Origin of the sequence: Mesorhizobium amorphae CCNWGS0123 (assembly GCF_001686985.1) — a bacterium.
Lineage (GTDB): Bacteria > Pseudomonadota > Alphaproteobacteria > Rhizobiales > Rhizobiaceae > Mesorhizobium > Mesorhizobium amorphae.
This window is the reverse complement of sequence record NZ_CP015318.1, coordinates 1250115-1270868: the sequence shown is the minus strand read 5'-3', so window position 1 is coordinate 1270868 and position 20754 is coordinate 1250115. Positions and strand designations below refer to the sequence as shown.

At 64.5% G+C, this 20754-nt stretch carries 18 protein-coding genes; 6 read left to right on the top strand and 12 right to left on the bottom strand.

Annotated elements, in window-relative coordinates; all coding sequences use genetic code 11:
- Nucleotides 1-10 precede the first annotated feature (10 nt).
- The 7 genes from A6B35_RS06130 to bcoG form a co-directional block, all read right to left on the bottom strand.
- Nucleotides 11-973, bottom strand: a complete 963-nt coding sequence (locus A6B35_RS06130) for an alpha/beta hydrolase (protein ID WP_006202312.1) — start codon at nucleotides 971-973, stop codon at nucleotides 11-13.
- A gap of 21 nt (nucleotides 974-994) precedes the next feature.
- Complete coding sequence (locus tag A6B35_RS06125) at nucleotides 995-1777, bottom strand: carnitinyl-CoA dehydratase (RefSeq protein ID WP_006202313.1); 783 nt, start codon at nucleotides 1775-1777, stop codon at nucleotides 995-997.
- A complete protein-coding gene (locus A6B35_RS06120; protein ID WP_040582809.1) occupies nucleotides 1770-3848 on the bottom strand; it encodes an acetate--CoA ligase family protein in 2079 nt (692 codons plus the stop codon). Before A6B35_RS06120 ends, A6B35_RS06125 begins: the two co-directional genes overlap by 8 nt.
- 65 nt (nucleotides 3849-3913) lie before the next feature.
- Nucleotides 3914-5077: an acyl-CoA dehydrogenase family protein gene (locus tag A6B35_RS06115; protein ID WP_006202315.1), complete on the bottom strand. Its 1164-nt coding sequence runs from the start codon at nucleotides 5075-5077 to the stop codon at nucleotides 3914-3916.
- Between the two features lie 4 nt (nucleotides 5078-5081).
- Entirely contained in the window at nucleotides 5082-6176 is a 1095-nt protein-coding gene (locus A6B35_RS06110) for a carnitine 3-dehydrogenase (protein WP_006202316.1), read from the bottom strand.
- Nucleotides 6173-6802, bottom strand: a complete 630-nt coding sequence (locus A6B35_RS06105) for an HD domain-containing protein (protein ID WP_006202317.1) — start codon at nucleotides 6800-6802, stop codon at nucleotides 6173-6175. The genes A6B35_RS06110 and A6B35_RS06105 overlap by 4 nt, the downstream gene beginning before the upstream one ends.
- A gap of 16 nt (nucleotides 6803-6818) precedes the next feature.
- Nucleotides 6819-7736: a 3-dehydrocarnitine:acetyl-CoA trimethylamine transferase BcoG gene (bcoG, locus tag A6B35_RS06100; protein ID WP_006202318.1), complete on the bottom strand. Its 918-nt coding sequence runs from the start codon at nucleotides 7734-7736 to the stop codon at nucleotides 6819-6821.
- A 77-nt stretch (nucleotides 7737-7813) separates the two neighbouring features.
- On the opposite strand from bcoG, the gene A6B35_RS06095 reads away from it, so the two are divergent.
- Complete coding sequence (locus A6B35_RS06095) at nucleotides 7814-8794, top strand: GlxA family transcriptional regulator (protein WP_006202319.1); 981 nt, start codon at nucleotides 7814-7816, stop codon at nucleotides 8792-8794.
- An 85-nt stretch (nucleotides 8795-8879) separates the two neighbouring features.
- Here A6B35_RS06095 and A6B35_RS06090 read toward each other — a convergent pair whose 3' ends face one another.
- Together A6B35_RS06090 and xylA are read right to left on the bottom strand one after the other, a co-directional pair.
- Nucleotides 8880-9083, bottom strand: coding sequence for a hypothetical protein (locus tag A6B35_RS06090; protein ID WP_006202320.1), 204 nt, complete (start codon nucleotides 9081-9083; stop codon nucleotides 8880-8882).
- 199 nt (nucleotides 9084-9282) lie between these two features.
- Nucleotides 9283-10608 carry a xylose isomerase gene (xylA, locus tag A6B35_RS06085; RefSeq protein ID WP_006202321.1) on the bottom strand — a complete coding sequence of 442 codons (1326 nt, stop codon included), beginning with the start codon at nucleotides 10606-10608 and terminating at the stop codon, nucleotides 9283-9285.
- A gap of 110 nt (nucleotides 10609-10718) precedes the next feature.
- Here xylA and A6B35_RS06080 point away from each other — a divergent pair, with 110 nt between their 5' ends.
- Complete coding sequence (locus A6B35_RS06080; RefSeq protein ID WP_006202322.1) at nucleotides 10719-11081, top strand: nuclear transport factor 2 family protein; 363 nt, start codon at nucleotides 10719-10721, stop codon at nucleotides 11079-11081.
- A gap of 32 nt (nucleotides 11082-11113) precedes the next feature.
- Here A6B35_RS06080 and xylB read toward each other — a convergent pair whose 3' ends face one another.
- Nucleotides 11114-12568 carry a xylulokinase gene (xylB, locus tag A6B35_RS06075; RefSeq protein WP_006202323.1) on the bottom strand — a complete coding sequence of 485 codons (1455 nt, stop codon included), beginning with the start codon at nucleotides 12566-12568 and terminating at the stop codon, nucleotides 11114-11116.
- A gap of 82 nt (nucleotides 12569-12650) precedes the next feature.
- Complete coding sequence (locus tag A6B35_RS06070; RefSeq protein WP_006202324.1) at nucleotides 12651-13973, bottom strand: tetratricopeptide repeat protein; 1323 nt, start codon at nucleotides 13971-13973, stop codon at nucleotides 12651-12653.
- A gap of 220 nt (nucleotides 13974-14193) precedes the next feature.
- Here A6B35_RS06070 and A6B35_RS06065 point away from each other — a divergent pair, with 220 nt between their 5' ends.
- Nucleotides 14194-16917 carry an autotransporter family protein gene (locus A6B35_RS06065; protein WP_081482144.1) on the top strand — a complete coding sequence of 908 codons (2724 nt, stop codon included), beginning with the start codon at nucleotides 14194-14196 and terminating at the stop codon, nucleotides 16915-16917.
- A gap of 35 nt (nucleotides 16918-16952) precedes the next feature.
- Here A6B35_RS06065 and A6B35_RS06060 read toward each other — a convergent pair whose 3' ends face one another.
- Nucleotides 16953-17576 carry a LysE family translocator gene (locus A6B35_RS06060; protein ID WP_006202326.1) on the bottom strand — a complete coding sequence of 208 codons (624 nt, stop codon included), beginning with the start codon at nucleotides 17574-17576 and terminating at the stop codon, nucleotides 16953-16955.
- Between the two features lie 228 nt (nucleotides 17577-17804).
- On the opposite strand from A6B35_RS06060, the gene A6B35_RS06055 reads away from it, so the two are divergent.
- The 3 genes from A6B35_RS06055 to A6B35_RS06045 all read left to right on the top strand — a co-directional run bounded on the left by A6B35_RS06055 (nucleotide 17805) and on the right by A6B35_RS06045 (nucleotide 20581).
- Nucleotides 17805-18566: a L,D-transpeptidase gene (locus tag A6B35_RS06055; protein ID WP_006202327.1), complete on the top strand. Its 762-nt coding sequence runs from the start codon at nucleotides 17805-17807 to the stop codon at nucleotides 18564-18566.
- Nucleotides 18567-18665: 99 nt separating this feature from the next.
- On the top strand, nucleotides 18666-19832 hold the full coding sequence (locus A6B35_RS06050; RefSeq protein WP_006202328.1) for a diphosphate--fructose-6-phosphate 1-phosphotransferase: 1167 nt from the start codon (nucleotides 18666-18668) through the stop codon (nucleotides 19830-19832).
- Complete coding sequence (locus tag A6B35_RS06045; RefSeq protein ID WP_006202329.1) at nucleotides 19832-20581, top strand: MBL fold metallo-hydrolase; 750 nt, start codon at nucleotides 19832-19834, stop codon at nucleotides 20579-20581. The genes A6B35_RS06050 and A6B35_RS06045 overlap by 1 nt, the downstream gene beginning before the upstream one ends.
- Nucleotides 20582-20754: the final 173 nt, after the last annotated feature.

Here is a 20754-nt window from a genome sequence, read left to right as displayed (position 1 = left end):
GCGAAGGGTTTCACCAGGTCCAGTCTCCCCTGGCCAGCACGGACACTGCCTCGACGATGCGGGTGAAGCTCACACGAGCCCGGCCGACCGTGTGCCTTGCCCTCAGATAGCCATGCACCAGCCCCGGCTCCTCGAACCACCAGGCCCGACCGCCTGCCGCGACGACGCGGTCGCGATAGGCCTCGCCGTCGGAGGATAGCGGGTCGCATTCGGCGGTGATCAGCACGGTCGGCGGCAGGTTGGCGAAATCGGTGTCGGCGAGCGGCGACAGGGTGATGTCGCCGGCCCGATCCACGCCGCCGGTGCGGATGTGCTTGTAGAATTCGATATCGCGCACCGTCAGCATCGGCGCCTCGGCATGCGTCACATAGGAGTCGCGCAAGCGATCTCCTGGACCCTTGGAACGGTCGCCGAAAAGGCCCGCATAGATCAGCACCTGGCCGATCGGTTTTTTAGCGCGGCCGCGCGTCGCGTGGCTAAGGGCGGCGCAGAGATTGCCGCCGGCGCTGTCACCGCAGAGCAGGACCGGGCAGTCGTAGGTCCTGGCGGCCCATTCGAAGGCGCCCAATACGTCATCGAAGGCGGCGGGGTGAAGATGCTCCGGCGCCAGCCGATAGTCGACGGAGACCACCTCGTAGCCGGTGCAGGCACAAAGTTCGGCGCAGACATCGTCATGGCTGTCCAGTCCGCCAAGAATGAAGCCGCCGCCATGGACATAGAGCACCATAGCGGCCGGGTTCGGCGTCGCGTTGCGGTAGATGCGGATCGGGATGTCGTGAGTGGGCGCCGCGATGACGGTGGTTTCTGCAGTCACGCCTTTTGGATAGCCGGCAAAGAACTCCCGGCACATCCGGTCATAGATTGCACGCTGCTGGGGAACCGTGTAGTCGATCGTATCGGGCGGATAGTAGGAATTGGTGCGCTCGATGAAGGCCCAGGTCTCGGCGTCGATGAGTTTCGTGTAGTCGGTCATGGCTGCTGAACTGACTGCGTCCTACCTGCCCTTCCACACCGGGTCGCGTTTTTCGGCAAAAGCGCGAAACCCTTCCATTCCGTCCTCGGAACCGTAGAGGGCATCGACGGTCGGCAGCTGGCGGCGCGTCACCTTGTTCATCGCCTCCTGGAAGGTCAGCGCCTCGGCGACGCGCGCCGTTTCCTTGATCGCGGCAAAGACCAGCGGCGGGCCGCTGGCGAGCAGCCGGGCAATCTCCCAGACGCGGTCCTCGAGCTTTTCCTTGGGCAGCACTTCGTTGACCAGGCCCCAGCGATGCGCCTCGGCGACGTCCATCCAGCGACCGGTGAGCAGAAGATCCATGGCGACATGATAGGGAATGCGCTTCGGCAGCTTGATCGTCGCCGCATCGGCCAGCGTGCCGGCGCGGATTTCTGGCAGGGCGAAGGAGGAATGATCCGAGGCGTAGATGAGGTCGCAGGACAGCGCCAGCTCGAAGCCACCGCCGACCGCCATGCCGTTGACGCAGGCGATGACCGGCTTGTTGAGGTCGCGCAGTTCTTGCAGGCCGGCAAAGCCGCCGACACCATAATCGCCGTCGACAGCATCGCCGCCGGCAGCGGCCTTGAGATCCCAGCCGGCGCAGAAGAACTTGTCGCCGGCGGTCTTCACGATCGCCACGCGCAACTCGGGATCGTCGCGGAACGCCTTGAACGTCTCGCCCATCAGCCGCGAGGTCTTGAGGTCGATGGCATTGGCCTTGGGGCGGTCGAGCGTGACTTCGAGGATCGTGCCCTCACGGCGGGTGGTGATGACCTCAGCCATTCTTCTTTTCTCCCAGCACCAGCAAAGCGTCGGCGATCCAGGCGCCCTTGCCTTCGGCGCAGACGATCAGCGGGTTGATGTCGAGTTCCTCGATCTCGCCGGCATTCTGCTGCACGAAGGCGGCGATGCCCGCGATGGCTTCGATGGCGGCCGTGACATCGGCTTTCGGCCTGCCACGATAGCCCTCAAGCAACGGGAACAGTTTCAGGCGACGGAGGGCCGCCTCGATGTCGTCGCGGGTTGCCGGCAGCATCAGGGTGACACTGTCACGCAGCAGCTCAACCAGCACGCCACCGGTGCCCAGCGTCATCACGGCGCCGAACATCGGGTCGCGGGTGAAGCCGACGATCAGTTCGGCGACGCCGTCGCGCACCATGCGCTCGACATAAAGGCCGGTGCCAAGGGGCAAGAGATCGTGGGCTGCCGTGCTGACGGATTCGGCGTCCTTGAGGTTGAGCATGACAGCGCCGACCTCGGATTTGTGGGTGACGCCGAGCGCCTTCAGCGCCACCGGGAAGCCGAGCGCCATCGACGAAATCACGGCGTCAACGGCATTGGCGGCGCGTTCGCCCTTCGGCACCGGCAAGCCGGCCTTGATCAGCCGCTCCTTCGCTTCGGCCTCGTCTGGCGTCACATGGTCGCCGCCGGCTGCGCCGGCAGCTGAGGTGTCGATGGGCTGCGCCTGCGGTTCAGCCCAGGCCCAACCAATGAAGGCTGCGGCTCCGGCGGCGTCCATGGCTTCGGAGATGCCGAACAACGGCACCATGCCGCGCGTCATCAGCTCGGCTGTATACTCCTCCGGCAGGTTCTCCGGCAGCGACGAGACGATCGCGCCATGCGCCTTGTTGGTCTTCAGTGCCGATTCGAAGGCACGCAGCGTCGCCCACCAGTCGGTGACGGAGCAGCGATCCGGGCGCGGAAAGTCGAGCACCAGCATGTTGAGGTCGAAGCCGCCCGACACCATGGCGGTGAAGGTGGCGGTCATCGCCGGCTCGTTGTTCCAGATGAAGGTGTGGTAGTCGAGCGGGTTGGCGACCGCGACCAACGGCCCGAGCGTCGATTTGACATGGGCGCGGTGCTTGTGGGTGAGCTCCGGGAAATTGACCCAGCGCCCTTCCGCGCTGTCCGCCATGACCGAGGCCTCGCCACCCGAACAGCTCATAGACGACAGACGATAGCCGGGCAGCGGTCCGGTGATGTGCAAGAGCTTCAGCGCTTCGATGAAGGCGGGGATGGAATCGACGCGCGCAATGCCGAGCCTCCGCAGGAAAGCACCGGATGCTGCGTCCGAGCCGGCCAGCGAGGCGGTGTGCGACACCGTCGCCTGCCTGGCCTGTTCGGAGCGGCCGACCTTCATGGCGATGATCGGTTTTTTCAGTTCCCGCGCCCGCGCCGCCAGCCGCTCGAAGCCGGCTACCGAATCGAAGGCCTCGATGTGCAGGCCAAGCGAGGTGACGCGCTCGTCCTCGATCAGGCCAAGCGCCATTTCGGACAGGCCGGTCTGTGCCTGGTTGCCGGCGGTCATCAGGAAGGCAATCGGCAGGCCGCGCTTCTGCATCGTCATGTTGATGGCGATGTTGGACGACTGGGTGATGATCGCCACACCCTTGCCGCCCTCGGCCAGCCTGATACCGCCATGCTGGTCGGGCCACAAAAGCGCGCCGTCGGCATAGTTGATCAGGCCATAGCAGTTCGGGCCAATGATCGGCATCTCGCCTGCGGCGGCGACCAGCTCGGCCTGCAGACGCTCGCCATCCTCGTCATAGGCTTCCGTCTCGAGGAAGCCGGCGGCAAAGCAGACGGCGCCGCCGGCGCCACGCTCGGCCAGTGCCTTGACCACCTCGATGGAGAGATGCCGGTTGACGCCGACAAAGGCGGCATCGGGTGGACCTGGCAGGTCGGCGACCGATCGATAGGCCTTGCGGCCGGAAACTTCGTCCTTGGTCGGGTGCACCGGCCAGATCTCGCCGGCAAAGCCCATCTTGATCGACTGGGCGACCACGGCGGCAGCCTGCGCCCCGCCGAACACGGCAATCGATTTTGGGCGCAGGAGACGTTCGAGTTTATGCATGGTCATCTTTTCGTTTGAGCACGATCTTTTCCCAAAACCGAGTCTCGGCTTTGGAGGGTTATGCTCTAAGCACCGAACGGACGAAGCAACGCCCGCGAAATAATATGTCGCTGAATCTCCGAAGTGCCTTCCCAGATGCGTTCGACGCGAGCATCGCGCCAAATGCGCTCCAGCGGCAGGTCGTCCATAAGCCCCATGCCGCCATGGATCTGGATCGCCTCATCGGCGACGAAAGCGAGCATTTCGGTGGCTTTCAGCTTGGCCATGGCCATGTCCTGATCGGTGACGGTGCCCTGATCGTACTTCCAGCCGGCTTCGAACACCATCAGGTCGGCGGCCTTCAATTCGGTCGCCATGTCGGCGAGCTTGAACGACACGCCCTGGAATTTGCCGATCTGCTGGCCGAACTGCTGGCGCTGGGCGGCATATTCAACGGCGTGGCCAAGCGCCCGCTCGGCGCGGCCGAGACAGGTGGCGCCGACCTGCAGGCGGGTGGCGCCGAGCCAGGAGTTGGCCACGTCAAAACCCTTATGCACCTCGCCGAGCACCTGGCTTGCCGGCAAGCGGCAATCGTCGAATTCGAGGATGGCGTTGGTGTAGCCGCGATGCGAGACGTTGCGGTAGCCGTCGCGCACAGTAAAACCCTTGGTGCCCTTGTCGACGAAGAAGGCGGTGATCTTCTTGCGTTTTCCACGCGAAGACTCTTCCTCTCCCGAAGCCATGAACACGATGGCAAAGTCGGCGAGGTCGGCGTGGCTGATGAAATGCTTGGTGCCGTTCAGCACCCAGTCGTCGCCATCCTGCACGGCGGTTGCCTTCATGCCGCGCAAATCGGAGCCAGCGCCCGGCTCGGTCATCGCCAGGCAATCCCACTTCTCGCCGCGAATGCAGGGGAAGAGATATTTTTCGCGCTGCTCCGGCGTACCGGCCAGAAGGATGTTGGAGGGACGCGCCACGCAGGTCCAGTGCAGCGCGTAGTTGGCGCGGCCCAGCTCCTTTTCGTAGAGCAGCCAGGTCACCGTATCGAGCCCTGCACCGCCGACTTCCGTTGGCATGTTGGCGGCATAGAGCCCGGCCTCGATCGCCTTGACCTTGATCTCCTCGATCAACTCGCGGCGCAGCACGCCGGTGCGCTCCACCTCTTGCTCATGCGGGTAAAGCTCGTTTTCGACGAACGCGCGCGTCGTCTCGACGATGAGCCTTTGCTCCTCCGATAGACCGAAATCCATGGTCTCAGCCCTTCTTCTTTTTCTTCGGCTTGTCGGCTTTCTTCACCGGCTTGCTCGCCTTGGCCTTTACGGCCGCTTTGGAGGCGGTCGGCTTCTTGGCCGCCAGCTTGGCCAGCTGCCTGGTGTAGTCCTTGTGCAAGGCGCCGGCGCCCCAGCCTTTGCCCTTGTTCTGCTTCGACAGTGCTTCCATGATGGCGACCAGATTGTCGTCGCGGATCTTTTCCAACTCGCGGATCGACAGGCCGTGCGCCTGTTCGTCCGACTGGGTGGCGATCAGGTCGACCAGTTCGTCGTTGAACTCCGGCACGTCCATCAGCTTGGTCCACGGCCATTGCAGGCAAGGTCCGAACTGCGCCATGAAGTGGCGCATGCCGGCTTCGCCGCCGGCGACGCGATAGACCTGGAACATGCCCATCTGCGCCCAGCGCAGGCCGAAGCCATAGCGCATGATGTCGTCGAGCTCCTCGACCGTGCAGATGCCGTCCTTGATCAGCCACAGCGCCTCACGCCACGCGGCCTCGAGCAGGCGGTCGCCAACGAAGGCCTCGATCTCCTTGCGGATCACCACAGGCTTCATGCCGATCGAGGCGTAGATCTCCCTGGCGACCTCGATCGCCTCAGGAAAAGTCTGCTCGCCGCCGACGATCTCGACGATCGGCAACAGGTAGACCGGGTTGAACGGATGGCCGACGACCAGCCGCTCCGGGTGTTTCTTCATCGCCACCTGCATGTCGGTCGGCTTGATGCCGGAGGTCGAGGAGCCGACGATTGCGTTGGCGGGCGCATGTGCGTCGATCTCGGCCAGCACGCGGTGCTTGAGGTCGAGCCTTTCCGGCACGCTTTCCTGGATGAAGTCGGCGTCGGAAACCGCTTCGGCGATGGTCTTGGCGTAGGTCAGCTTGCCTTCCTTGGGTAGGCCGCCGGGCAGCATCTGCCTGTAGGCGCGGCGCGCGCCCTTCATCACTTCGCCGACCTTGCGCGAGGCTTCCGGATCGGGATCGAAGATCGACACGTCGATGCCGTTCAAGAGCAGCCGCGCCACCCAGCCGGCGCCGATGACACCGCCGCCAATGGCGGCCGCCTTGTTGATGATGCTCATGCGGAGGCTCCGGTTCTTTTGTTCGCCATGTCTGGATCGATGAGGGGCACGCGCTCGCCGGTGCGGATGACCGAGGGGTCGTAGGCCTTGCGGGCAAAGACTTCGAGCACGAAGGGCCGGAAGAATTCCATCGGCAGCGTCTCGTAGTCGGGGTCGAAGCTTGACTGGTCCCAGCGCTCGCAGAATTGGTCGCAATCGTCGAAAAAGGCGTGCCCGGCGAAGCGGTCGCGCGCGTGAGGATTGCCGCCGAGATGATGGGCGTAATAGAGGCGCTGGAAATCGCCGTGCTTTTCCACCACCCAGGTGCATTGCTCGCGCACGAAAGGTTTTAGGATCGCAGCCGCGTACTCGTCGTGGTTGTAGGGCGCGTAGATATCGCCGATGTCGTGCAGCAGGGCGCTGGCGATCCAGTCCCTGTCGGCGCCGTCACGCCAGGCGCGGGTGGCCGCCTGCAGCGAATGGCCGAGCCGGGTGATCTTGTAGCCGGACAGGCCCTCGTCGAGTTGCACCAGCGCGTCGAGCAGCCGCTCGCCGGTCCTGGCAGCGTAGTCGATCTCATGCGCGGTCAGGAACTCATAGTCCTCCCGGTCGCCATCCTTCATCGCGGTGAATTTGACGGTAGTCATCTTGACGCCCTCCAAACTACGCGGCGATCGGCGCCCGCTTGGTCAGGTTGAGCTTCTGGCGCACTTCCTCCGGCCCGAGGATCCTGGCGCCGAGATTGGTGACGATGCTGGCCGCGCGCTCGACCAGTTGCGCATTGGTCGCCAGCACGCCCTTGTCGAGCCACAGATTGTCTTCGAGGCCAACGCGGACATTGCCGCCGGCCAGCACCGCCGCGGCGGCATAGGCCATCTGGTTGCGGCCGATCGAGAAGGCCGACCAGTTCCAGGTCGACGGCACGTTGTTGACCATGGCCATGAAGGTGTTGAGGTCGTCGGGCGCCCCCCACGGCACGCCCATGCAGAGCTGCACCAGCGCGTCCGGCTTCAGCACCTGTTCCTCGACCAATTGCTTGGCGAACCACAGATGGCCCGTATCGAAGGCCTCGATCTCCGGCTTGACGCCGAGCGCCGTCATCATGCCGCCCATGGCGCGCAGCATGCCTGGCGTGTTGGTCATGACATAGTCGGCTTCGGCGAAATTCATCGTGCCGCAATCCAGCGTGCAGATCTCCGGCAGGCACTGGCGCACATGTTCGACGCGGTTGGTGGCGCCGCCCATGTCGGTGCCTTTTTCATTCAACGGCAGCGGCGCCTCCGGCGAGCCGAACACCATGTCGCCGCCCATGCCGGCGGTGAGGTTCAGCACCACGTCGACATTGGCGTCACGGATGCGCTCGGTGACTTCGCGGTAGAGATGCACATCGCGGCGCGGCTTGCCGGTCTCGGGATCGCGGACATGGCAGTGGACGATCGCCGCGCCGGCCTTGGCTGCGTCGATCGCCGAATCGGCGATCTGCTTGGGCGAACGCGGCACATGCGGGCTGCGGTCCTGCGAGCCGCCGGACCCGGTCACGGCACAGGTAATGAAGACCTCACGGTTCATCGCGAGTGGCATGAAATTTCCTCCCAATCGAAACAGACGACAACATTGCGCTACTTGCCGGAAACTGTTTTGCGTTTTACGAAGGGGATGTGATCAAAAGCGAAAAATCTGAAATCTTTCGCGCCGAGCGTTCACCGCTCAAGGTGACGCTGCTGGTGTTTTCGGGCTCTTCGATCATGTGCGTGGCCTCGGCCATCGATCCGCTGCGCGCCGCCAACCGCATCGCCGGCGAGACACTGTTCGACTTCAAACTGGTTTCGATGACGGGCGAGGCGCCGGTGACGACTTGTGGCCTGCCGGTGGCGGTCAGCGGCCGCTTCTATGCCAACGAAGTCACCGACGTGCTTATCGTGGTCGCCGGTTTCGGCACGCAGAACTATGCCACGTCGGCGCTGCTTGCCGGACTGCGGCGCGCGGCGCGTGCCGCACGGGCCTGCGGCGGCGTCGAGGCGGGCACCTGGCTGGTGGCGCGGGCCGGCCTGCTGGAAGGGCGCAGCGCCACCACCCACTGGGAAGACATGGAGGATTTTTCCGCCGCTTTTCCCGGCGTCGACGTGCGCCCCGACCGCTATGTCATCGACGGTCCCGTCTTCACCTCGGGCGGCGCCTCGCCGACCTTCGACCTGATGCTGCATTTGATTCGCACGCGACTCGGCATGGCGGTGGCGCTCGATGTCGCCAGCGTGTTCATCTACGACCAGGCACGCGCCGCCACCGACGCTCAGCCGCTGGTCTCGCTTGGGCGCCTTGACGGCTATGATCCCAGGCTGGCGCAAGCCATCCGGCTGATGGAAGCGCATGTCGACCAGCCGCTGACCATCGCCGCGGTGGCCAAGCGCGCCGGGGTGACGGCGCGGACGCTGGAAAGCATTTTTCGCAAGTCGATCGGCGAGACGCCGGGCGCCTACTACCTCAGGCTCAGGCTGGGTGCAGCACGCCGGCTGGTGGTCGATACGCGCGTCGCCATGGCAGACATCGCCGGGCGGACGGGGTTTTCGTCCGCCGCAGCGTTTTCCAGAGCGTTTTCAAGAGCTTTCGGCGAAGCGCCGGTCAGGCTGCGCCGGGGATAGTGCGTGTCGCCCAAAAGTGTGTAGCGGTTTGGGACAACGACATGCATGGAACAAAAGATTCCAAAGCGCGGAGCGCTTTGGTGGCTCAAGCCGCGTTTTGACGATCGCTGCCATTGTCGATCTGCGAGCGCATCTGTCTCGCCAGACGGACTTCGAATCGGCTGCTGACAGCGCGATCCCATTCGTTCTTCACATCGTCGGTAGGTCTCGGCAACGCCATCAGCCGATCGATGATCGATCCGGTCTCGCCGGACGAGAGCAGGGCGTCGATTTCGCGTTCGTGCTGCATATCGGTTCGCCTCCTTCATCTTCACCCGCCACAGGAGCCATACTTATACGAGATCCGTGACGGCTGTTTGAAGGCAAGAGCGAGGCGATTGAGGGGCGATGCGGGGCAGAACCGTGTCGTCGGTCCTGCCCATCGCGCAAAGCCGTTCCGGGGCAGCAATGCCTAGCCGCCCTGCAAAGGTATGGACGGAATTTCGCGCTTAGACGTAGCGGTTAACGATATTCTCGAGCAGTTCCTGGCGGCCCGAGCGCGGCTGTGGCTCGATCTTCTTCTTCACCACACGCTCGGCGATCTCCTCCAGCGTGCGTTTGCCCGACAGCATCGCCTTGGCCTCGGCCGAATTCCAGCCGGCATAGCGTTCGGCCAGCGGTCCCGACAGCGCCTTGTCCTCGACCATGCGCGCGGCGGCCTTGAGCCCGCGTGCACAAGCGTCCATGCCGCCAATGTGGCCGATCAGCAGATCCTGCGGGTCGAGCGATTGGCGGCGCAGCTTGGCGTCGAAATTGGTGCCGCCGGTCTTGAAGCCACCGGCTAGCAAGACCTGGTAGTAGGCGAGCGCCATTTCCGGCACGTTGTTGGGGAACTGGTCGGTGTCCCAGCCGGATTGGTAGTCGTTGCGGTTCATGTCGATCGAACCGAAGACGCCGAGCGCGTTGGCCAGAGCCAGTTCGTGCTCGAAGGAATGGCCGGCCAGGATGGCGTGACCCTGCTCGATGTTGAGCTTGACCTCCTTCTCCAGCCCGAAGCGCTTGAGGAAGCCGTACACCGTCGCGACATCATAGTCGTACTGGTGCTTTGTCGGTTCCTGCGGCTTCGGCTCGATCAGGATGGTGCCCTTGAAACCGATCTTGTGCTTGTAGTCGACCACAAGGCTGAGGAAGCGGCCGGCCTGGTCCTGCTCGCGGCCAAGGTCGGTGTTGAGCAACGTCTCGTAGCCCTCACGGCCGCCCCACAACACGTAGTTCTCGCCCTTCAGCCGCTTGGTGACGTCAATGCAGCTCTTCACCGTTGCCGCCGCATAGGCAAAGACATCGGGATCGGGATTGGTGGCCGCACCCGACATGAAGCGGCGGTGCGAGAACAGGTTGGCGGTGCCCCAGAGCAGCTTGACGCCGGTCTTTTTCATCTTTCCCGCAAAGTAGTCGCCGATCTCGTCGAGGCGCGCCGCACTCTCCGAAAAATCCTTGCCCTCCGGCCGCACGTCGGCGTCGTGGAAACAGAAATAGGGGGCGCCGAGCAGCGAAAACATCTCGAAGGCGACGTCTGCCTTGAGCTTGGCCAACTCCATCGTGTCGATGCCACCGGCCTTGGGAAACCAGGGACGGTCGAAGGTCTGGCCGCCGAAGGGATCGCCGCCCTGCCAGGCGAAGGAATGCCAGTAGGCGACCGCGAAGCGCAGATGGTCTTCCAACCGCTTGCCGGCGACAACCTCGTCGGGATTGTAGAACCGGTAGGCCAGCGGATTGGTCGAATCCGGTCCCTCATATTTGATCTTCTGGATGTCGCCGAAAAATCCGCTGCTCATGATTTCTGTCCTCTCGAAAGTTCGCCCTGATTACCTCAGGCGTAATTGGTTTCACGCTCACGCTGGTCGAAAAGGTTCGTGTCAAAGCCACTCAAAGAAGGAGACAGACCATGACCGACCTCAACACGATCGCCCAAAACTACATCACTGCCTGGAACGAGGGTGATGCGGACCGACGGCAGGCCCTGCTGGAAGCGACCTTCACCGAGGATGTCAGCTACCGTGATCCGATCATGCAAGGCGACGGCCACGACGGCGTCGCCGCACTCATCGACGGCGTGCAGCAGCGCTTTGCCGGCTTCCGCTTCTCGCTGAAGGGCAAGCCGGACGGGTTCGCCGACACGATCCGCTTCTCGTGGAACCTCGGGCCGGAAGGCACCGAATCCGTCATCGAAGGCACCGACATCGGCGTCATCGAGAACGGCCGGCTGAAGAGCGTCACCGGTTTCCTCGACAAGGTGCCGGCGCAGTGAGCCGCGATGCCGCGGCGTGGGCGAAAGCCCGCTCACGCCGTGGCGCCCTTGATCGCCGGATAAAGCGCCCGGTAGCGGTGATAGGCGTCGGCATAGGCGCCGATCAGCGCCGTATCCGGTTCGATGGTGGCGTCGGTGGCCGGCGCGGTGCAGATGCTGAGCGGATCCGCACCGGTCGCCGCGATCAGGCCGAGCCTTGCCGCGCCGAAGGCGGCGCCGAAATCGCCGTCGGCAGGAATGTCGACCGGGACCTGGAGCGCGGTGGCGATCGCCTTCAGCCAGTAGCGTGAGCGCGAACCGCCGCCGATCGCCGTCACCCGCGTCAATGTCGTGCCGGCCTTCTTCAGAGCTTCGAGACTGTCGCGGAAGGCGAAGGCGACGCCTTCGAGCACCGCCTGGGTCAGCACGGCACGGCTGGACTCATGCGCCAGGCCGGTGAACGCGCCGCGAATAGCGGAATCATTGTGTGGCGTGCGCTCGCCCGAGAGATAGGGCAGGAACGATACGCCGCTTGGCGCCTGGAGCGTATCGCCAAGCTCGGCGGTCAGTTTGCCGGCGCCCTTGCCTGATATCTCCGACAGCCAGTTGAGCGAATCGGTGGCCGACAGGATGACGCCCATCTGGTGCCAGGTGTTGGGCAACGCATGGCAGAATGTGTGCACCGCGCTTGCCGGATTGGGCAGATAGGACGCGTTGGCGGCAAACAGGACGCCTGACGTGCCGAGCGAGACGAAAGCGTGGCCGGCGCCCACCGTGCCCATGCCGCAGGCCGAGGCTGCATTGTCGCCGGCGCCGCCGGCGATCGGGATGCCGGCCTCGACGCCCCATTTCGAGGCCAGTTCGGCGCGCAGGCCGCCAGCTTTCGCCGTGCCTTCGACCAGCGACGGCATCTGCTTCTCGTCGAGCGAGGTGGCGGCGAGAAGGTCGGCGGACCAGCGCCGCTTGCCGACATCGAGCCAGGACGTGCCGGCCGAATCGGACATTTCCGACATATGCTCGCCGGTCAGCCAGTGCCGCAGGAAATCCTTCGGCAAAAGGACCTTCGCCACCTTGGCGAAGATACCGGGCTCGTTGTTCTTCACCCAGGCGAGTTTCGGCGCGGTGAAGCCGGGGAAGACGATGTTGCCGGTGAGTTCGCGAAAGCGCGGATCGCCGTCGAGCGCGGCCGCTTCGGCATGGCTGCGCGTGTCGTTCCATAGGATGCAGGGGCGCAGGACCTTGTCTGCGGCGTCGAGCAAGGTGGCGCCATGCATCTGGCCAGAGAGGCCGATGCCTTTCACCGTCGCGAGTTCTTTCGGATGGGATGCCTTCAGTTCGGCGATTGCCGTCTCGCAGGCCTGGATCCAGTGAGCAGGATCCTGCTCGGACCAGCCGGGATGCGGTCGCGACACGTCGAGCGAGCCATGGCCGGAGCCGACGACAGTCTGACCGGCATCGATCAACAGCGCCTTGACGCCCGACGTGCCCAGATCGAGGCCGAGATACATGCTTTCCTCCCACTGCAATTATTTTTTTCGGATCTCGAAAAAATCTGGCTTGGCCAGTTTTTAAGGCAAGATTCGCCGCCGGTCAATTCTCGGACAATTCGGCGGCGCGCTGAGAAAACAATGCCGAGAGCGGGCTGTCCGGTCGCGCCAGCGTGCGTTCCGCCGTTAGCGCCCGCGACAGGGCATGGTCGCCGGAACGCAGCGCCGCCTCGATCAGGGTGAGATCGATGACGTCGCGCTGCGCGTGGCTGCCGCCGAAGCGTTGGGCGATGGCGCGAATCGGCCGGATCAGGCGTACCGTCTCGGCATAGTTGCCGTCGCCGAATGCCTTGATGGCAAGTGTGAGGGGATGGCCGACATCGCGGGTGAAGGCAGCATTGTCGTCGTTGCCGCGCATTGCCTCGCGCTGTGCTTCGAGCAGGGTTTTGGCCGGCGCTTCGAGCTCGGCGCCGACGAAGGCCATCATCGCGTGCGCGTCGTTGAAGGCGTAATTGCCGGCGCCGGCCTTGGGCCAGTTGGCGGCAAGGGCTGCCCAGCGGTCGCCGACATCGGCGCCGCCGAGATAGAGCCGCCACAGGATCGCCGAGGCATCGACCATGTTGAGCGCCAGCGTCGACGGCGTGCCGTAGATCGGTCCGTCATAGAGCGCCAGCACCTCGTCGGTCTCGCCGAGATCGTAGTGGAACAGCGACAGATGCCACCAATTGTGCACCTGCAGGAAGCTGTCCTTCGTCCAAGCCTCCGGGTTGGCGCGCATCCAGGCGATGCCGTCCTTTTGCCGGCTCTGCATTTCCATGACATGGGCAACGGCATGCTGCGCCCAGCCGTCGCGCGGCTCGATGTCGACCGCCGTGCGGCCAAGCCTCTCGGCGCGCGCATAGTCGCCCATCTCCTCAAGCCCGAAGGCCTGCATGCCGAGGACGGCGTGGTAGCCCGGCATATCCTTTTGCCACGATGGCAGAGCGCGGCCGATGCGGTCGCGCAGCATGCGGGCATTGCCGGTGAAGAAGTCGATCTGGTGCCCGGCCTGCAGCGCCACCATGTCGAGCGGAAAGTCGATGGCGATGTCCTCGAGCGTTCGCGAGGCCTCGTGCCAGCGGCCGGCGGCGAGATGACCAAGGGCCGCGACATGCGCCTGTTCGCGCGGCGTGGCGGCAAGCGGCAGCGCGGCCTCGTAACAAGCCTTGGCCACAAGGCTTGCCTCGCGCTCGGTGGCGAGACCGAAGAGATAGCCCTTGAAGACATGCGCCATGACGAAATCGGGATCTTGCGCGATGGCGCGGTCTGCTGAGGCGACCGGATCGCCAATGAAGCACTGCAGTTCGCGCACGGCCTGGGCGTAAGGCGCGAAACCGGCCTCCGTCGCGCCCGACAATGTCAGGCCGAATGCGTCCTTGACCGCCATGCCCAGCCTCTCGATCGCTACAAATCCTGAGGCGCCGACCTTAGAGTATCGGCGACCGATGCGCCAACAGGCTCTGGACCAATAAGTACTGCGGCCTATTCGACTAGTTTTGCAGTTCATCAACCAAGGAGGACAGAATAGGCTTTGTAAAATGTGTCGGATTGTGGCTTCATTGCGGCGCCGGGCGGGGCGTTTGCAATCGCGAATTGACGAGGACGCGATGCGGCACCTGAAAGAGAGGTTTCCGAGCGTCAGTTCGGGAGATACGGGGGAAACAATTGCTTTACCGCAGCGAAAGCTGCTTCGGTTGAAGTTATGGTATATTAGCCTCATCGCAACTACGTCGTTTCTGCTCAATTCCGCGGCTTTCGCGGCCTGTCTCCTGGTCCCGTCCGCCGGCAACGATGCGTTTGTCTGTGACAGCGGCGATTCGGGCGGCAGCCTCACCGATACCGGCGGCAACAACACGCTGACCTTTCCCGCCGGCGGCACCGGACAGGTGAGCGGCAACGTCACCTTTGGCGCAGGCACAGACCGCATCGACATGCAGTCCGGCACCATCACCGGCAACGCCCAGCAGGGCGCCGGCATTGACGATTTCAACATGAGCGGCGGCCAGGTCGGCTCGCTCAACCAGGGCGACGGGCTCGACACCTTCACCATGAGCGGTGGCCGCATTGTCGATTTCTTCGACGATGGCGACCATGCGGTGATGACCGGCGGACGCATCGGCCGCGTCAACATGAAGCTCGACGACAATTACTTCGACATGTCCGGCGGCACCATCGACCGCAACCTCGTCACCGGCTTCGGAAACGACACGATCATCGTCTCAGGTGGCACCATCGGCGGCAACATCAGCGTCAGTGGCGGCACCGACAGCGTAACGGTGACCGGCGGCGCGGTCGGCGGCGACGTGCTGATGAGCTTTGGCGCCGACAGCTTCGTCTGGAATGGTGGCGGCATCATCTACGGCACGGTCGATCTCGGCGGCGACAACGATACGGCCCAACTGAGCAACCTCACCAAGGCCAATCTCGGCGGCACAGATGCCCTTAATGGCGGCCTCGGCACCGATGCCCTCACCTTCGACAATGTCTCGCTGGACGGTATTGCCAGAGTCCAGAACTGGGAAACCATCAACGCCACCAACGACACCGAACTGACGCTGGACGGCAATCTCACGCTCGGCGACAGCGGCACCGGAACCGGATCGCTCAATGTCGATCAGGCCAGCACGCTCTATGGCGGCGGCTTCAATTCGACGATCCAGGCCTTTACCGCTGGCCAGCTGGCGCAGGTTACCAATGCCGGCCGCATCGACCTGACCAATGGCGTCACAGGTGCTGTCGACCGGCTGACGATTTCCGGCAACTATACGGGCCTCGGCGGCCTGCTGCTGATTCAGACCGAGCTTGGCGATGACTCTTCCGCTTCCGACAGGCTCGTGCTCTCCGGTGGCACGGCCTCCGGCTCCACCGGCATCGCGGTGGTCAATGACGGCGGCGCCGGCGCCGAGACCGCGGCGGACGGCATCATGGTCGTCCAGGCGATCAACGGCGCCACGTCCAGCGCCAATGCCTTTGCGCTCAGCGCGCCGGTCGCGGCCGGTGCCTTCGAATATTACCTGTTCAAGGGCGGCGTCAGCGCCGGCAGCGAGGAGAACTGGTATCTGCGTTCGACGCTGATCACGCCGACATCGCCCGCCGCAGCGCCGCCGGCGCTGGAGCCGGCGCCACAGCCCGAGCCGGAGCCTCCTGCAACAGAGGCGCCGCCGCCACCTTCCGAATTGCCGCCGGTGCCGGTGCCGACCGAGGGTGACATCAACAATCCGCCGGTCGATCCGACGCCGCCGGTGCAGGCGAGCGATCCGGAGCCCGAGGCACCGCCGGCCCCACCCGAAGCGCCACCCGCGGACCCGCCGCCGCCACCGCCGCCGGTGCCGACGGCTGTGCCCGACCTGCCGACCCCGGCGGCCGGTCAACAAATCCTGCTCTACCGCATCGAGGTGCCGGTCTATTCGGCGGTGCCGCCGGTGGCCGAGCATCTGGCGATGGCGACGCTCGGCACCTTCCACGAGCGGCGCGGCGAGCAGGGTCTCTTGTCTTCAGACACCGAACTGCAGCCGGTCTGGGGCCGCGTCTTCGGCCAGGACGCCAAGATGGACTGGTCCGGAACGGTCTCGCCGTCCTTCGACGGCACGCTGTTCGGCTTCCAGGCCGGCTTCGACGCTTTCGGCCGCGAGGGAAGCTCGGGCCAGGTCGATCGCGCCGGCCTGTTCATTGCCTATGGCAGCATGAATGGCGATGTGCACGGACAGGCCTTGGGACAGGACGGTCTCGCCGTCGGCGACATCGACCTCGGCGGCACCAGCGTCGGCGGCTACTGGACCCGGATCGGCCCGGGCGGCTGGTATCTGGACGGTGTCCTGATGGCGACCTTCTTCGGTGGCTCGGCCACCTCGTCGCGCGGCATCGGCATCGACGTCAAGGGAACCGGCGTCACCGCCTCAATCGAGGGCGGTTATCCGGTCGCGCTCGGCCAAGGCTGGACGCTCGAGCCGCAGGCGCAGCTGATCTGGCAGCATGTGTCGCTCGACGATGCCGAGGACAGGTTTTCGGCCGTGTCCTTCGACCTCGACGATAGCGTGAATGGCAGGGTCGGGTTGCGGCTGCAGGGCGAGATTGCCATCAACGGCGTCCCGCTGCAGCCCTACCTGAAGGCCAATCTGTGGCACGCCTTCGGCGGCACCGACCATGTGAATTTCGAGGGCACCGACATCTCGACCGAAGGCAAGTCAACATCGCTGGAATTCGGCGGCGGCGTGGTCGCCAAGGTGACCGACAAGGTCAGCCTCTTCGCCACCGGCGACTACACCACCAACCTCGGCGGAGACAAACGGCTGATGCTCGAAGGTAATCTTGGCTTCAGTGTGAAGTGGTGAGGCGGGCCCGCCTCACCTGCTTGGTCCAAGACGCCTCAATTTCCCGAACGCATCGCCATGGTGGCAATGCCGGCGCCGACCAGCAGCGTGCCGCCGGTGCGGTTAAAGATGCGGATCGCTTTGGGATTGCGCACCACCTTGCGTGCCCTGGCCGCGATCAGCGCGTAGCCGAAGGCATTGGCGAAGGCGAGCGCCAGGAAGGTCGTTTCGAAGACCAGCATCTGGGTCCAGAAATCCGCGTGCCGGTCGAGGAACTGCGGCAGGAAGGCGACGAAGAAGGTGATGCTTTTCGGGTTGAGCGCGGTGACCAGCCAGGCATGCGCCATCATTTTCGCCGAAGACACCGCGTCGGTACGCGGCTCGGCCTTGAGCGCGCCGCCGGCGCGGAACAGTTTTACGCCGAGATAGATCAGGTAGCAGGCGCCGATCACCTTGAGCACCGTGAACACGGTGGCCGATGCCGCCAGCAGCGCGCCGATGCCCAGCATCGACAGCGTCATGGCGGTGAAGTCGCCCAGCGCCACGCCGACCGCCATCGGCAGCGCCGTGCGCCAGCCCTGGCCCAGCGCATAGGACACGACCAAAAGGATGGTCGGGCCGGGAATGACGAGAAGGATGGCTGAGGCGGCGGCGAAGGCGGCCCAGTTTTCGAAGGACATCGATGTCTCCTTGAGCGCAAAGAAAAGGATAAATCCTCGGGTGCGCAAGAATGTAAAGGGGGCTTCTTCGAAATCCCGAGGCGCGCCGTTTCACCTTGCCGGCGCGGGTGACAGCCGAACAGGGTTAAGACCAAAGTCCGGCCCTTCACGCTTTTTCAACCATGATTGGCGAAACTGCCCCTATCCGGCCGGACCGTGTTTCCCGCCGACAGCGTAGGGTTTGGGTGCATGCGTAAGCCGCAAAATCTGACGCCGCCAGTGAATGGCGACGCAAGCGAAACCGAAAATCTGCTTTCCCGCCGCGCGGTGCTGTCAGGCGCCGGCGCGATCACGCTGCTTGGCATGGCCGGCTGCAGCCAGACGCTCGACCTGCCGCAGCTGCAGCTCGACGACACCACCACCGGCTCGCTGCGGCCGATCCGTCCCGCGATCAGCGTCGACAAGAACATCACCGGCCCGGACGTGATGTATGCCTCGCTCAACGACGGCGGCTTCGAGGTGCCGGCGGTGCCCTATCAGAAGGTCAAGGCGGAGTTCCGTCGCCAGATCGTCGTCGACGAGACCGGCGAGGCGCCCGGCACCATCGTCGTGCATTTGCAGGAGCGCAAGCTCTACCTGGTGCAGCCTGGCGGCGAGGCGATCCGCTACGGCGTCGGCATCGGCAAAGACGGCTTCCGCTGGTCCGGCCGCGCCAACATCCAGTACGGCAAGGAATGGCCAGTCTGGACCCCGCCGCCCGAAATGATCGCGCGCAAGCCGGAACTGGTGAAATGGCAGGGCGGCCAGCCCGGCGGTCTTACCAATCCGCTCGGCGCCCGGGCGCTCTACATCTACCAGAACGGCAAGGACACCGGCTACCGCATCCACGGTTCGCCGGAATGGTGGAGCATCGGCCAGGCGATGTCGTCGGGCTGCGTGCGCCTGATCAACCAGGACATCATCGACCTCTACAGCCGCGTTTCCAAGAAGAACCCGGTCGTCGTCGTCTGATCGTTCGACGGCTGCTCGCAGCCGTTTGACTCTCCCGTTGCGTGATGCCGCAAGACAGGCGAATGTGCCTGCGAAGCCACCATCCGGGAGAATTGAAGAATGTCAGGAACGTTTGTGATCGCGCAGGGCGGCGGACCGACCGCTGTCATCAACCAGACCATGGTTGGTGCAGCACTGGAGATCCGCAAGCGGCATCCCGGCGCCAAGGTGCTGGGCTCGATCCACGGCGTGCGCGGCATTCGTGACGGCAACTATGCCGACCTCTCTTCCATCTCCGAGGAACAGCTCAGGCTGATCGCGGCGACGCCGAGTGCGGCACTGGGCTCGACGCGTGACAAGCCCGACGCGGCCTATTGCGAGGTCATCCTCAACGGCCTGAAGAAGGCCGGAGCCGACGCCTTCATCTATATCGGCGGCAACGACACATCCGGCACGCAGCAGATTCTGACCGACGCCGCCGGCGGCACGATGGCCTTCGTGCACGCGCCGAAAACCATCGACAACGATCTCGAGGAGAACGACCACACGCCGGGCTTCATCTCGGCGGCCGAGTTCGTTGCCGGCGCCTTCCTCTCGGTCGATCTCGATTTCCGCGCCTTGCCCGGCATCTATGTCGGCATCGTCATGGGCCGGCACGCCGGCTTCCTCACCACAGCCGCGGCCGCATGGCAGCTCGACCCCGACAGCGGCCCGCATCTCGTCTACGTGCCGGAGCGGCCATTCTCGGCCGCCGGCTTCATCGACGACGTGCGTGCCACGCTCGACCGCCACAAGCGCTGTATCGTCGCCGTATCCGAAGGCGTCAGCACCGCCGACGGCAAGGCACTGGTCGAAAGCCTGGTGCCACCGGAGAAGCTTGAGCGCGACGCCCATGGCAACGTCAAGCTGTCGGGCAGCGACCTGCCGGCGGCGCTCGAGCGGGCGCTCGCCGAAGGCCTGCCGGGCAAGCGGGCGCGCGTCGATGCGCTGGGCTACATGCCGCGCGGCTATGTCGGCGCCATCAGCGCCGTCGACGCCAAGGAGGCCTTCGACGCCGGCGCCTTCGCGGTGGCGGTCGCCGAGGAGGGCGGCGGCTCGGTGGCGCTGCAATATGACGGCACGAAGACGGTGCTGAAGAAGGTGCCGCTGAAGAACGTCGCCGGCAAGACGCGCCACATGCCCGATGATTTCATGAAGCCCGACGTCAATCAGCTGTCCGAGGCCGGCATGGCCTATCTGAAGCGGTTGGTGCCGGAAAAATACAAGGTCGGAAAGCCCTTCGTCTGATGGGCGCCAGTCTGTTGGGCGAACGTCTGGTGGGCGACTGGTTCAGCAAGACCAGCATCGACCCCAGAACGACGATGCTGACCGAGCCGTTCGTGCATGATTTCGTGCGCGCCAACATCTGGCATCTCAAAGGCCGTGACGTCGACCTGCTCGTCGATACCGGCATGGGCATCTGCCCGTTGGCGCCTCAGATCGACACGCCTGCCGGCAAGCCGCTGCTGGTCGTCGCCACCCATATCCATCTCGACCATGTCGGCTCGCTGCACGAATTTCCGCTGCGGGCGGGACCGGAGCAAAGCGCCGAAAAATTCGACAGCATGGATGAGGCGGTGACCTACGCCTACATGTTCCACAACCTCGACGGCGCCGTCTCGAAATTGCCGGCGCCCAGTTGGAAAGCGGCCGACTACAGGATCCTGCCGGCACCGCTGACAAGGACGCTTGCCGAGGGCGATGTCGTCGATATCGGCGACCGGCAATTCAAGGTGCTGCACCTGCCGGGACATTCGCCTGATTCGATCGCGCTGTTCGACCAGGCCGACGGCCTGTTTTTCGCCGGCGATGCCATCTATGACGGCATGCTGATCGACGACCTGCCGGATTCCGACCGCGCCGCCTATCGTCGCACCATGCAGCGGCTGCTCGACCTGCCGATCCGCATCGGCCATGGCGGGCACGGGCCGAGCTTCGACGGCAAGCGGATGCGGGAGATCGCCTCGGCCTATCTCAGGCGCAGCAATGGGCGTTGAAGCGCCGACCGAAGCGCCTGCGGACATTAAATCTTCGTAAGATGGCACAAGAACCCTAATTCGGACCCATCCAGACCCTAGATGCAGGTCTGTCGATCCGGTCGGCTGCCATGCCAGGCGAGACAGGCAATCGCGACCGTCGACACGCCGGATGGCCGGTTTCCCATACAGGA